Below are 13,154 nucleotides of genomic sequence, written 5' to 3' on the forward strand. Positions count from 1 at the left end.
TGCGGCTTCAGCCCTTCCGCTTCCTGCGTCGGTCGGACGGCACTGCCCGGCCGACGATGACGGCACGCCGGGACGGTTGGGCCGGCATGTCCTTGCTGCGGCCGATGGCCCGGCGTACGCCGTACCCGAAGGCCGCGACCTTCACCAGCGGGCCGCCGAAGGTGGACGCGACCGTGGTCGAGAGCGCGGACGCGTTGGAGGTGACTTCCTGAACGTCCGTGGCGATGGCGTCGACCCGGTCGAGCTGGGTCTGCGCGGAGCGCACGGTCGCGGAGGCGTCGGCGAGCAGCGGGACTGCCTGCTCGGTCACGTCCGCCACCAGCTTGGTCGTCGCCCTGAGCGTCTGGGCCAGCCTCACCAGCACCACGGCGAGGAAGGAGACCAGAATCGCCCAGAAGACGGCCACCAGGATCCCGGCAACCTCTCCACCGGACACTTTGCACCGCTCCCTTTACGTGAAAAAAATCGTCCTGCGAGCCTATCGCGCCGGGGCTCACCGCCCGTACCGCATTACGCCTGCGAGAGGCGGGAGTTGTCCGGGACGATTGTACGGAGTGCTTACGTATCAGTACGCTCCGTGTTCTGTGCGACGCTCTTCTCGCCCCGGGTCCCCGTCCGCCGCTCACGGCAATCTGCCGACGGAACTGAATCGATTCGTGGGGCGCCACGAGGAGCTCGCGGAACTTGGCCGACTGCTCATGTGCGCCCGGCTGGTCACCATGACCGGGGTCGGTGGCGTCGGCAAGACACGCTTCGCGCTGCACGCGGCGGGCGTCCTGCAGGAACGGTACGCCGACGGGGTGTGGCTCGCCGAGCTGTCCGCCCTCCCCGATCCCGAACTGCTGGAGCACGCGGTCGTCGAGGAGCTCGGGCTGACCGACCACACCACCAGGCCACCGCGCGAGGTACTCCTCGAACATCTCGCCGGGCGTGAACTCCTGCTGGTGCTCGACGGGTTCGAGCACCTCGTCGACAGCTGCGCCGACCTGGTCAGGGAGTTGCTGCGTGAGGCGCTGCTGCGCTACCGGGAGATCGGCGAGCTCAACAGCAATGCGCTGATGGGGCAGGTCGAGTTGGCCATGGCGGTGGCCTTCCGCGGCGATCTGGCGCAGGCCGTGCTGATCTGCGAGGAGGTCACCGAGGCCTGCGAGGACCACGGGGAACGCTGGACTCTCGCGTACGCGCTGTACGTCCTGGCCTACGCGGCGCGGGCCCACGGCCGACCGGAACGGACCCGGGAGCTGCCCGTGGAGTGCCTGGCCATCGACCACACCTTCCACGACCTGCTCGGTCTGGTGCTCACGCTGGAGCTGCTGGCGCTGGTGACCCTGGACCAGGGCGATCCGGCGGAGGCCGCCGTCCTGCAGGGGCCGGCCGAGCGGATCTGGCCGTCGGTGGGACTGCCCCTGTTCGGCTCGGCGTACTACAGCGAGCCGCACACGCTGTGCGAAAAGCAGGCGCGCGAGCGCCTCGGCGACGGCACGTACGAGAAGCTCAGGCACGAGGGCGCCGGGCTCGCCATGGACACGGCGGTCGCCAGGGCGCTGGCGGGACCGACCCACCCGGTGTTGCCGCGCCCGTGTGCGGTATCACCGCCCAGGAAAAACGCCCCGCACACGCGCGAACCCGCCGCCTCCCGCTCCGTGAGGAGCGAGGAGACGACGGGCTGAGTCGCTCTGACTGAGCTACGTACGCCTGATCAGCGGGCGTAGTACTCGACGACGAGCTGCTCGTCGCAGATGACCGGGATTTCCTTGCGGTTCGGGTCGCGGTCCAGGCGGAAGGCCAGGGCCTTCAGGTTCACCTGGAGGTAGCGCGGCGTCTCACCGTCGGTGTCGTAACCACCCTCGCGGGCAACCTGGAAGGGGTGCTTCTCGCGGCTGCGCTCGCGGACCATCACGACGTCGTCGGGACGGACACGGAACGACGGCTTGTCGACCTTGCCACCGTTGACCTCGATGTGGCCGTGAACGACCATCTGGCGGGCCTGGTAGATCGTGCGGGCGATGCCCGAACGAAGGATCAGCGCGTCGAGGCGGCGCTCAAGCTCGACGACCAGCGCCTCGCCCGTCTTGCCTTCGGCCTTCTTGGCGCGGTCGTACGCGCGGGCCATCTGCTTCTCGCTGATGTCGTACTGGGCGCGCAGACGCTGCTTCTCGAGCAGACGAACCTTGTAGTCCGAGTTCTGCTTGCGCCCACGGCCGTGCTCGCCCGGCGGGTACGGGCGGGCTTCGAAGTACTTGACAGCCTTCGGCGTCAGTGCGATACCGAGCGCACGTGACTTCTTGACCTTGGGACGCGACTGGTTAGGCACGTTCTCCGGACCTCCGTTGTAGGTTAGGTTAGGCTCACCTTACTCAAGGAGATCGCATGTCTCGCCCGGGGAACACCAGTCACGTCACGGACAACACGAAGAAGGCCGACGCTCAGGGCATCGACGCGACGGAGGTCCGATCAGATCGTGGTCAGCCGCGTCCCAGCGGACTTGAAATCGCACGGATGCCGTCAGCAGCCGAACGCACACGAACTCTCGTACAGAGTACCTCCTCCGCGGTGCTCCTCGTCCCGGGGCTGGGCGGAGCCCGTCCGGAGCAGCTGACACCGTCGGAACGGAGCGTGGGGCCCGACGGAGAGGTGTTCCTGCTCTTCCCCGCGGACTCACCGGCCGTACGCGCCGCCACCCACGCCCAGGACGACGAGCTGACCGCTGTGCTGGAGATCACCGATGTCGCGCCGGTCTCGGTCCCCAACCGTATCCGGGGCCGCGCCTGGGTCACCGGCTGGCTCACCGCGATGCGCGGGATCGCCGCCCCCGGCCGCGTGCTGCTGCGGCTCGAAGTCGGCGAGGCCTGCGTGGACGACCTGTGGGGCACCGGCTCCGTGGAGCCCGAGGACTTCGCCTCGGCGACCGCGGATCCCCTGGTGGCGCACGAGGCCGACCTCCTCCAGCATCTGCACACGGCGCACAGCGACCAGGTGCGCGAACTGGGCTGCCTGGTGGGCCAAGGGGCGGACCCGGCGGAAGGGGACTGGCAGAGCGCGGTGCCGGTGGCACTGGACCGGTTCGGGCTGCGGGTGCGCTTCCAGTCGACCGGCGGGCGCATCTTCGACGCGCGGTTCGACTTCCGTGAGCCGGTCACCGACATCATCGGGCTGCGCCGGGCCATGCATCAGCTCTTCGACGCGGCGGCGTACTGAGGAGCCCCTCACCGAGAGCCGCGCATCCGGGATCCGGCACACCGGCCGAGTGGGCCGGTGTCCGAGCGGCTCACTTCGGGCAGGCCACGAGCATGTCCCGGAGCACGAGCTTCTCCGGCGGCGTCACGGTCAGCCGGTATTTCACCTTGATCCCGGTCCAGCGCCTGGCGTACTCGCACCAGTACGCCCTGCGCGGCTTCCACTTGTCCGGGGTCTTGCTGCTCTTGTCGTAGTTGGCCTGTTTGTCCACGGCGAGCAGGACGTCCAGGTCATTGGCGTACACAAGGCGCCGCTCCGGCGTCCACGCCCAGGCGCCCGCCCGCCATGCGGCGCCGAGCGCGACGACATGGTCGGTCTGGATCTGCGAGGCGCGACGGTAGGAGTACGGCAGCTTCCTGCCGGTGTAGGGGTCGTTCAGGACCCCGGACAGCACCACACAGGGGTTGCGGTCGCCGCGGCGCAGCTCCGACAGGTCGCGCGCCAGGATGTCGTCGCGGGTGTCGCAACCGTTGCGCCCGCCCGGGGCGTCGGTGTCGTCCGACCAGGTCTTGCCGAAGCTCTCACGCTTGTACGTCTGCCAGTTCTCGCCCCAGCCGACTCCGAGGCCGGCCAGCCCGGTGCGTGCCTGGGCGGGCGAGGGCGGGAAGCCGGGGCTGCTCAGCGGGACGGCCTTCGGCGGCGCGGCGGCCGGCCCGTCGTAGTGGCAGCCGGGCAGTACGACGGCGCAGGCCAGGAGCGTCGCGGCGCCGCGGCGGGGGGAGGCGGATCGTCGGACCATGGCCCTGATCCTGCCGGTTTCGACTGCTTCCGGCGCGCCCACGAGCGCACCGGGGTTGACGGTCCGGGTCGGCCCCCCGCTACGAGCCGTCCCCGCGCAACCGCTCGCGCACCTTGTCGACCACATCGGCGTAACGCGCCTCCGCGCCGTACCGCGTGGGGGTGTAGTACTGCTTGCCGTGCACCGCGTCCGGCGCGTACTGCTGGGCGGCGATGGCACCCGGCACGTCGTGCGGGTACACATAGCCCTGCGCGTGGCCGAGCTTGGCCGCGCCCTTGTAGTGCCCGTCGCGCAGATGCGCGGGGACCGGGCCCGCGAGTCCCTTGCGTACGTCTTCCTGGGCGGCGGAGATCGCCATCGTCGCCGCGTTGGACTTGGGCGCGAGGGCCAGCGCGATGGTGGCATGGCTCAGGGTGAGAGCGGCCTCCGGGAAGCCGATCATGGCCACGGCCTGGGCGGCGGCCACGGCGGTCGGCAGCGCGGTCGGGTCGGCGAGGCCGATGTCCTCACTGGCCGAGATCATCAGCCGCCGGGCGATGAACCGGGGGTCCTCCCCCGCTTCGATCATCCGCGCCAGGTAGTGCAGCGCGGCGTCGACGTCGGAGCCGCGGATGGACTTGATGAGCGCGCTCGCCACATCGTAGTGCTGGTCGCCGTCCCGGTCGTACTTCACCGCCGCGCGGTCGACGGTCTCCTCGACCGTTTCGAGGGTGATCTCTTTGTCGCTCTTGGAGATGGCCGCCCCCGCGGCGGCTTCCAGCGCGGTCAGCGCGCGCCGGGCGTCGCCGCCGGAGATCCGCAGCAGATGCGCCTCGGCGTTCTCGGCCAGTGTGACGGCCCCGCCCAGGCCGCGGTCCTCGGTGAGCGCCCGGTGCATCAGTGCGCTCAGGTCGTCGTCGGTCAGCGACTCCAGCGTGAGCAGCAGCGACCGGGAGAGCAGCGGCGAGATGATCGAGAAGTACGGATTCTCGGTGGTCGCGGCGATGAGCGTGACCCAGCGGTTCTCGACGGCGGGCAGCAGGGAGTCCTGCTGGGCCTTGCTGAAGCGGTGGATCTCATCGAGGAAGAGGACGGTCTCCTTGCCGTAGCCGCCGGAGGCGCGCCGGGCGCTGTCGATGACGGTCCGGACCTCCTTGACGCCGGCGGTGATCGCGGAGAGCTCGACGAAGCGCTTCTGGGTGGCCAGGCTCACGACGTACGCCAACGTGGTCTTGCCGATGCCGGGCGGGCCCCAGAGGAGCACGGACGAGGGGCCCGCGGGGCCGCCGCCGCCCTCGTCGACCAGGCGGCGCAGCGGCGATCCCGGCTTCAGCAGATGCTGCTGGCCGACCACCTCGTCGAGGGTGCGCGGGCGCATCCGTACAGCCAGCGGACTGCTGGACGGGTCCCTCAACTGGCGGTCTTCCGCGGCTGCGGTGAATAGGTCGGGCTCCACGCATGAAGCCTATGCCAGCCCACTGACAACGCCATCGGATCGGCCGGTCAGCTGGTCAGCTGGTCAGCTGGTCCAGAAGTCCCACCAGCGCGTCAGGATCAGCATTCCGATGACGCCGATCCACAGAACCGGAGGCACCCAGTGGAACTCCAGCAGGCCCTTCCGCAGGCCCTCGGGGGCCGGGATGATCCGGTGCTTGATGTTGTGCGTGGTGACGTAACAGAACATCACGATGGTGGCGACCCAGGCCAGGCAGCACCACAGGCAGAGCGAGTTGATGTTGTACAGCGACTGGTATTGGAGCCAGGTGCAGAAGCCGACGCCGAACAGCGTGCCCGCGTTCAGCCCGAGCCAGAACCAGCTCCGGTAACGCGCCCCGGCCAGCAGTCCCACGCCGATGCACACGACCATCGCGTAGGTGACCAGGCCGAGCATCGGGTTCGGGAACCCGAAGGCCGAGGCCTGCTCGCTCTTCATGATGTTGCCGCAGGCCACCACGGGGTTGAGGCTGCAGCCCGGCGTGAAGGTCGGATCCTCGAGGAGCTTGATCTTGTCGATGGTGATGACCCAGGAGGCCAGCAGACCGGCCGCCCCGGTGATCATCAACAGCAGGGCCAGCGCGCGACCGCTGCCGACCGTATTCCTCGCTCCCTCGCGGTCGGAGGACACGTCGCCTACCACTGCAGTCGTCATATCGCCGTTCCATCACTCAGTACCTGCCGGGCAGGGTCATTGTGCCGCACCACCACCCGTTTCCACTGTTCGATGGACATAAGGACGGACTCAGGGACGCATGCGCGGCCTGCGGAAACGGCCTGGACCTGGGCATCCGCCGGGAGGCGCGCCATCGGCGACGGTGACGCCCGTAAGGGGTGGGCCCTGCCACGAAGTTGACGTCCGGAAGCCTGTGGAACGACGCCCGCCGGAAACGCGAAGGGCCCGGACGACGTGTCCGGGCCCTCGCTTTCCGTGCGTGCGTCAGGCGAGCCTGCGCCGGATCTCGGCGACGACCGCGTCGAGCGCGACCGGCTCCTGCTCCCCCGACTCGAGGTCCTTGAGCTGGACCAGGCCGTCGGCGAGGTCGCGTTCGCCCGCGACGATCGCGAACCGTGCCCCGGACCGGTTGGCGCTCTTCATGGCGCCCTTGAGGCCGCGGTCACCGAACGAGAAGTCGGTCGCCACGCCCTCCCGGCGCAGCCGCGTCACCACCGCGAACAGGGCCCGGCGGGCCTCCTCGCCCAGCGGCACCGCGAACACACTGGTGGTGACGGGGAGTTCGAGGGTGATGCCCTCGGCCTCCAGTGCCAGGACCGTGCGGTCCACACCCAGTGCCCAGCCGACGGACGGCAGCGCGGGGCCGCCGATCATCTCGGACAGGCCGTCGTACCGGCCGCCGCCGCCCACCGCGGACTGCGAACCGAGACCGTCGTGCACGAACTCGAAGGTCGTCCGCGTGTAGTAGTCGAGGCCGCGCACCAGCTTCTCGTCGTCCTCGTACCCGACGCCCGCCGCGGTCAGCAGTTCGCGGACCTCCTCGTGGTACGCCTTGCACGCCTCGCACAGGTAGTCACGCAGCAGCGGCGCGCCCGCCAGCTGCTTCTGGACGTCGGCGCGCTTGTCGTCGAGGACCCGCAGCGGGTTGATCTCGATGCGACGGCGGGTCTCCTCGTCGAGGTCGAGCTCGCGCAGGAAGCCCTGGAGCGCGTCCCGGTAGACGGGGCGGCACTCCTTGTCGCCCAGCGAGTTCAGCAGGATGCGGAACTCGCGCAGGCCGAGCGCGCGGTACGCCTGGTCGGCCAGGATGATCAGCTCGGCGTCCAGCGCCGGGTCCTCCATACCGATCGCCTCGGCGCCGACCTGCGAGAAGTGGCGGTAGCGCCCCTTCTGCGGGCGCTCGTAGCGGTAGTACGAGCCGGAGTACCAGAGCTTGACCGGGAGGCTGCCCGCCTTGTGCAGGTTGGCCTCCAGCGCCGCCCGCAGCACGGAGGCGGTGCCCTCGGGGCGGAGCGCCAGCTTGTCGCCGCCCTTGGTCTCGAAGGCGTACATCTCCTTGGAGACGATGTCGGTGGACTCGCCCACACCACGCGAGAACAACTCGACGTTCTCGAAGCCCGGCGTCTCGACATAGCCGTAGCCGGAGTTCCTGAGCGGCGCCGCGATGGCCTCGCGTACCGCGAGGTACGTCGCGGAGACCGGCGGAAGCAGATCGTACGTGCCCTTGGGGGCCTGAAAAGTGCTCACGGAATCTCTCGTCACATTCCTCGTCGTGGAGCGGGAGCCGCTCCCTGGCCGGCCGCCACCTGCCGCATGTACGGGTTGGTGGCGCGCTCGTGGCCGATGGTCGTCTGGGCGCCGTGGCCGGACAGCACCACGGTCGGGTCGCTGAGCGGCAGGCACACCCTGGCCAGCGAACCGAGCAGCTCGGCGGGGTCGCCGCCGGGCAGGTCCGAGCGTCCGACGGAGCCGGCGAACAACAGGTCGCCCGAGAAGAACACCGGCGGGACATCGCCGGACTCGGGCATGTTGAAGGTCACCGACCCCTTGGTATGGCCGGGCGCGTGCGAGACGGTGAGGTCGAGTCCCGCGAGCTTCAGCTCGGCGCCGTCCGTCAGCTCCCTGAGGTCGTCCGGCTCTCCCACGGTCAGCTCGCCCATCAGCGGCATGCCGATGGAGCGGCCGAGCGCCTTCTCCGGGTCGCTCATCATGTACCGGTCGGCGGGGTGGATCCACGCGGGTACGTCGTGCGCTCCGCACACCGGGACCACCGAGGCGACGTGGTCGATGTGGCCGTGGGTGAGGATGACGGCGACCGGCTTGAGCCGATGCTTCCGGAGCGTCTCTTCGACTCCCGCGGTGGCCTGGTGGCCCGGGTCGATGATCACGCACTCCTCGCCTGCGGCGGGGGCGACCAGGTAACAGTTGGTCCCCCAGGCCCCGGCGGGGAACCCGGCAATTAGCACGATCGTCCTCTATGTGTCGTCCGGCAAGAGATCGCCGCGTCGAGTGGCAGCGGATCAAAGCCTACCGGCGCCGCTCATCCCACAGGTAACCCATATACGGTACGGGCAAGCTCAGGTCGGCCGACTGCAGTGACAGACGAGACGTACGAGGAGACACCGGTGGTCAACAACGATCAGCGGCGGCGGCAGCTCGCCCGTGAAAAGTTCGAACGCCAGCAGCTGCGCCGCGCTGCCGCGAAGCGCAAGTCGCGGCGGCGCAATGCCGTGATCGCCTCGGCGCTCGCCGTGGTGCTGGCGGCCGGGGCCGCCGCGTTCGCCACCGGCAGCCTGAGTGGCGACGACAAGAAGGACGACGGCAAGGACACCGTCGCCGACTCCACGCCCAGTGTGTCGCCTTCGAAGGGCCCCGACCCCTGCGAGAAGCCGGCGGCCGGTGCGATCAAGAAGCTGTCGTACAAAAAGGAGCCGGCGCTCACCATCGACAAGTCCGCCGCGTACACGATGAAGCTGCAGACCACCTGTGGTGACATCACTCTCGGCCTGGACGCGGCGAAGGCGCCCCGCACGGTCAACTCCTTCAACTTCCTCGCGTCCAAGGGGTACTTCGACCACACGAAGTGCCACCGGCTGACGACGAACGGCATCTTCGTCCTGCAGTGCGGTGACCCGACGGCCCAGGGCTCGGGCACCCCCGGGTACAAGCTGCCCGACGAGAACCTGAAGGACCCGAAGCTCAAGGGTGGCGTCTACCCGGCCGGCACGGTCGCGATGGCGAACGCGGGCCCGGGTACCGGGGGCAGCCAGTTCTTCCTGGTGTACCAGGACAGCAAACTGCCTGCCAACTACACGCCGTTCGGCACCATCAAGGGTGGTCAGGACGTGCTGAAGAAGATCGCTGGTGCTGGTGAGGCGACCGGTCAGGGTGACGGGGCGCCGAATGCGACCGTCGTCATCGACAAGGCGACCGTCACCAAGTAAATCCGGCAGTGCGGGATGCGGACAGCCGCCCCGCGGTTCGCCTATGTTGGCGGAGTGCGGGGCGCCTGTGGCCCGCGAAAAGAAACTGTGGACGATGCCCGGAGGCCTTCGCGCCCCTGACAGGCATCATGTGGAGGAGACGCTGTGAGCAGCGACCCGTGGGGCCGTGTCGACGAGACCGGCACCGTGTACGTGCGTACGGCCGATGGCGAGAAGGTCGTCGGATCCTGGCAGGCGGGCTCTCCCGAGGAGGCCCTGGCCTACTTCGAGCGCAAGTACGAGGGCCTGGTTGTCGAGATCGGCCTCCTTGAGCGGCGGGTGAAGACCACCGACCTGTCGGCCAAGGACGCACAGACCGCGATCGACCACCTGCGCCGGCAGGTCGACGAGCATCACGCGGTCGGTGACCTCGACGTGCTGAGCAAGCGCCTCGACGCGCTCGTCAAGACGGTCGAGGCGCGCCGCGAGGAGCGCAAGGTACAGAAGGCGCAGCAGACCGACGAGGCGAAGCACGCCAAGGAGGCTCTGGTCGTCGAGGCCGAGGAGCTGGCGCAGAGCGAGCAGTGGCGGTCGGCCGGTGAGCGGCTGCGGGCGCTGGTGGACATCTGGAAGGGCCTGCCCAGGCTCGACCGGAAGTCCGACGACGAGCTGTGGCACCGCTTCTCGCATGCCCGCTCGGCGTTCTCCAAGCGGCGCAAGGCCCATTTCGCCTCGCTGGACGCGCAGCGCGAGGAGGCCCGTAAGGCCAAGGAGAAGCTGGTCGTCGAGTCCGAGGCGCTCTCCGGCTCCACGGACTGGGTGACGACTGCCGCCCGCTATCGCGATCTGATGACCGAGTGGAAGGCCGCGGGCCGCGCCCAGCGCGAGGCCGAGGACGATCTGTGGAACCGCTTCCGCGGCGCCCAGGATGTCTTCTTCGCCGCGCGCAGCGAGGTCTTCGCGGAGCGCGACGCGGAGCAGTCCGAGAACCTCAAGCTTAAGGAGGAGCTCGCGACCGAGGCCGAGAAGCTGGTGCCGGTGAAGGATCTGAAGGCGGCCAGGGCCGCGTTCCGTTCCCTCAATGAGCGCTGGGAGGCCATCGGTCATGTGCCGCGTGACGCCCGCCCAAAGGTCGAGGGCCGGATGCAGATGGTGGAGCGGGCTCTCGTGGAGACCGAGGAGACCGAGTGGCGCCGTACGAACCCTGAGGCGCGTGCCCGCGCCGCGGGTCTGACCGGCCAGCTCCAGGACGCCGTCGACAAGCTGCGTACGCAGATCGACGCGGCCCGTGCCTCGGGCAACAACGCCAAGGCCGACAAGCTCGCCCGTGAGCTCGACGGCCGCCAGGCGCTGCTCGACCAGGCGCTCAAGGGCCTGGAAGAGTTCGGCGGCTGAGCCCGGAACCTCCGCACACATGGGGCGGCCCCGATACGGATTTCCCTATCGGGGCCGCCCCAGGTGCTGTCCGCCCCAGGTGTACTGACCCGTGAGGTTGGGGACGCGGGCTGGCGGGTGGAGCTGCAACGCGGAGGAGGGAGTCGACGCGGAGCGTCGGCGACCGACGACAACGCCGCAGCTGTGCGTGCCGGACCCCGCGACGCCACGGAGACCGGCCGGACACCCCTTAAGGCCTGCGGGCCGAGGTGACGCGGTAGACGTCGTAGACGCCCTCCACACCGCGGACCGCCTTCAGGACGTGCCCCAGGTGCTTGGGGTCGCCCATCTCGAAGGTGAAGCGCGAGGTGGCCACCCGGTCGCGGGACGTCTGGACGGCCGCCGACAAGATGTTGACGTGCTGGTCGGACAGGACGCGGGTGACGTCCGAGAGCAGCCGGGACCTGTCCAGCGCCTCCACCTGGATGGCGACCAGGAAGACCGATGACTGCGTCGGGGCCCATTCGACCTCGAGCATGCGCTCGGGCTCCTTGGACAGGGAGTCGACGTTGACGCAGTCGGCGCGGTGCACCGATACGCCACTGCCCCGGGTGACGAACCCGATGATGGGGTCGCCGGGGACCGGCGTACAGCAGCGGGCCAGCTTGACCCACACGTCGTCGACACCCTTGACCACGACGCCCGGGTCGGCGTTCGCCCGGCGCTTGCTGCGGCCCTGCGAGGGCGGCGAGCTCTCCGCGATGTCCTCGTTGGCCGCGTCCTCGCCACCGAGCGCCTGCACCAGTTTCTGCACGATGCTCTGCGCGGTGACATGGCCTTCGCCGATCGCCGCGTACAGCGAGGAGATGTCGCTGTAGCGCATCTCGTGCGCGAGGGTGACGAGCGAGTCGCCGGTGAGGATGCGCTGGATCGGCATGTTCTGCTTGCGCATGGCCCGCGCGATGGCGTCCTTGCCCTGCTCGATCGCCTCGTCGCGGCGCTCCTTGGAGAACCACGCGCGGATCTTGTTCCTGGCCCGCGGCGACTTGACGAAGCCCAGCCAGTCGCGGGACGGGCCCGCCCCTGCCGCCTTGGAGGTGAAGACCTCCACCAGGTCGCCGTTGTCGAGGGTCGATTCGAGCGGTACGAGCCGCCCGTTGACCCGCGCCCCTACGGTCCGGTGACCGACCTCCGTGTGCACGGCGTACGCGAAGTCGACGGACGTGGCGCCGGCCGGGAGCGCTATGACGTCGCCCTTGGGCGTGAAGACGAAGACCTCGTTGCGCGAGAGGTCGAAGCGCAGGGACTCCAGGAACTCGCTGGGGTCCTCGGTCTCCTTCTGCCAGTCGAGCAGCTGCCGCAGCCAGGCCATGTCGTTGACGGTGTCCTGGCCCCGGCCGGTGTTCTTCGGTACGTCGGTACGCACCTTGGAGGCACCGGCGGAGGGCTCCTGCTTGTACTTCCAGTGCGCGGCGATGCCGTACTCGGCGCGGCGGTGCATGTCGAAGGTACGGATCTGCAGCTCGACGGGCTTGCCGCTGGGGCCGATCACGGTCGTGTGCAGCGACTGGTACATGTTGAACTTGGGCATCGCGATGTAGTCCTTGAACCGGCCGGGTACCGGGTTCCATCGCGCGTGCACGGTGCCCAAGGCGGCGTAACAGTCGCGGACCGTGTCGACAAGTACACGAATCCCCACCAGGTCGTAGATCTCGGCGAAGTCGCGGCCTCGCACGATCATCTTCTGGTAGACGCTGTAGTAGTGCTTGGGCCGACCAGTGACGGTGGCCTTGATACGCGCGGCCCGCAGATCGGACTGGACCTCGTCGGTCACTATGGCGAGGTACTCGTCGCGCTTGGGCGCCCGCTCGGCGACGAGACGCACGATCTCGTCGTACATCTTGGGGTAGAGGATCGCGAAGGCGAGGTCCTCCAGCTCCCACTTGATGGTGTTCATGCCCAGGCGATGGGCCAGCGGCGCGTAGATCTCAAGGGTCTCGCGGGCCTTCTTCTCCTGCTTCTCCCGCTTGAGATAGCGCATCGTGCGCATGTTGTGCAGCCGGTCGGCAAGCTTGATGACCAGGACGCGCGGGTCCTTGGCCATGGCGACGACCATCTTGCGTACGGTCTCGGCCTGCGCTGCCTCGCCGAACTTGACCTTGTCCAGCTTGGTGACGCCGTCGACGAGCAGCGCCACCTGGTCGCCGAAGTCGCGGCGCAGGGTGTCCAGGCCGTACTCGGTGTCCTCGACGGTGTCGTGCAACAGGCCCGCCATCAGCGTCGCCGGGTCCATGCCGAGCTCGGCGAGGATGGTGGTGACGGCCAGCGGGTGGGTGATGTAGGGGTCGCCGCTCTTGCGCTTCTGACCGCGGTGCCAGCGCTCGGCGACCTGGTAGGCGTGCTCGATCTGGCGCAGGGTCGTGGTCTCGATCTTCTGGTCGTTGCTGCGCAC

Annotated in this window: 12 protein-coding genes; 4 read left to right on the forward strand and 8 right to left on the reverse strand. The window is 69.1% G+C overall.

All coding sequences use genetic code 11. The features are described 5' to 3' along the window. Positions 1 to 7 precede the first annotated feature (7 nt). Positions 8 to 436, reverse strand: a complete 429-nt coding sequence (locus QMK30_RS25425) for a DUF948 domain-containing protein (protein WP_283520645.1) — start codon at positions 434 to 436, stop codon at positions 8 to 10. A 220-nt stretch (positions 437 to 656) separates the two neighbouring features. Here QMK30_RS25425 and QMK30_RS25430 point away from each other — a divergent pair, with 220 nt between their 5' ends. Continuing rightward, positions 657 to 1,670, forward strand: coding sequence for a hypothetical protein (locus QMK30_RS25430; protein WP_502963223.1), 1,014 nt, complete (start codon positions 657 to 659; stop codon positions 1,668 to 1,670). Between the two features lie 29 nt (positions 1,671 to 1,699). Here QMK30_RS25430 and rpsD read toward each other — a convergent pair whose 3' ends face one another. After that, entirely contained in the window at positions 1,700 to 2,314 is a 615-nt protein-coding gene (gene rpsD, locus QMK30_RS25435) for a 30S ribosomal protein S4 (RefSeq protein WP_283520647.1), read from the reverse strand. Positions 2,315 to 2,499: 185 nt separating this feature from the next. Here rpsD and QMK30_RS25440 point away from each other — a divergent pair, with 185 nt between their 5' ends. Then, the gene (locus QMK30_RS25440; RefSeq protein ID WP_283520698.1) at positions 2,500 to 3,198 is read left to right on the forward strand and encodes a DUF2470 domain-containing protein; all 699 of its coding nucleotides are present in this window, start codon (positions 2,500 to 2,502) and stop codon (positions 3,196 to 3,198) included. Between the two features lie 70 nt (positions 3,199 to 3,268). Here QMK30_RS25440 and QMK30_RS25445 read toward each other — a convergent pair whose 3' ends face one another. From QMK30_RS25445 to QMK30_RS25465, 5 genes are all read right to left on the reverse strand, one after another. Continuing rightward, entirely contained in the window at positions 3,269 to 3,976 is a 708-nt protein-coding gene (locus QMK30_RS25445) for an HNH endonuclease family protein (RefSeq protein WP_283520648.1), read from the reverse strand. A gap of 79 nt (positions 3,977 to 4,055) precedes the next feature. Continuing rightward, positions 4,056 to 5,411 (reverse strand): replication-associated recombination protein A, encoded by a 1,356-nt coding sequence (locus QMK30_RS25450; RefSeq protein ID WP_283520649.1) that lies wholly within the window; start codon positions 5,409 to 5,411, stop codon positions 4,056 to 4,058. A 63-nt stretch (positions 5,412 to 5,474) separates the two neighbouring features. Then, positions 5,475 to 6,104 carry a vitamin K epoxide reductase family protein gene (locus QMK30_RS25455; RefSeq protein WP_283520650.1) on the reverse strand — a complete coding sequence of 210 codons (630 nt, stop codon included), beginning with the start codon at positions 6,102 to 6,104 and terminating at the stop codon, positions 5,475 to 5,477. Between the two features lie 285 nt (positions 6,105 to 6,389). Next, positions 6,390 to 7,652: a histidine--tRNA ligase gene (gene hisS, locus QMK30_RS25460; protein WP_283520651.1), complete on the reverse strand. Its 1,263-nt coding sequence runs from the start codon at positions 7,650 to 7,652 to the stop codon at positions 6,390 to 6,392. An 11-nt stretch (positions 7,653 to 7,663) separates the two neighbouring features. Beyond that, the gene (locus QMK30_RS25465; RefSeq protein ID WP_283520652.1) at positions 7,664 to 8,371 is read right to left on the reverse strand and encodes an MBL fold metallo-hydrolase; all 708 of its coding nucleotides are present in this window, start codon (positions 8,369 to 8,371) and stop codon (positions 7,664 to 7,666) included. A gap of 159 nt (positions 8,372 to 8,530) precedes the next feature. Here QMK30_RS25465 and QMK30_RS25470 point away from each other — a divergent pair, with 159 nt between their 5' ends. Continuing rightward, complete coding sequence (locus QMK30_RS25470) at positions 8,531 to 9,349, forward strand: peptidylprolyl isomerase (protein WP_283520699.1); 819 nt, start codon at positions 8,531 to 8,533, stop codon at positions 9,347 to 9,349. A gap of 144 nt (positions 9,350 to 9,493) precedes the next feature. Next, complete coding sequence (locus tag QMK30_RS25475) at positions 9,494 to 10,723, forward strand: DUF349 domain-containing protein (RefSeq protein WP_283520653.1); 1,230 nt, start codon at positions 9,494 to 9,496, stop codon at positions 10,721 to 10,723. A gap of 229 nt (positions 10,724 to 10,952) precedes the next feature. Here QMK30_RS25475 and QMK30_RS25480 read toward each other — a convergent pair. Continuing rightward, positions 10,953 to 13,154: RelA/SpoT family protein (locus QMK30_RS25480; RefSeq protein WP_283520654.1), on the reverse strand; the 2,202-nt coding region annotated here is incomplete at its 5' end.

The sequence above is a fragment of the Streptomyces sp. H27-C3 genome, assembly GCF_030063415.1.
Taxonomy (GTDB): domain Bacteria; phylum Actinomycetota; class Actinomycetes; order Streptomycetales; family Streptomycetaceae; genus Streptomyces.

Excerpts from the sequence above, each read along its gene's own strand:
- QMK30_RS25440 (WP_283520698.1), top strand. The coding sequence starts at position 2,500 with ATGCCGTCAGCAGCCGAACGCACACGAACTCTCGTACAGAGTACCTCC.
- QMK30_RS25445 (WP_283520648.1), bottom strand. The coding sequence starts at position 3,976 with ATGGTCCGACGATCCGCCTCCCCCCGCCGCGGCGCCGCGACGCTCCTG.
- QMK30_RS25455 (WP_283520650.1), bottom strand. The coding sequence starts at position 6,104 with ATGACGACTGCAGTGGTAGGCGACGTGTCCTCCGACCGCGAGGGAGCG.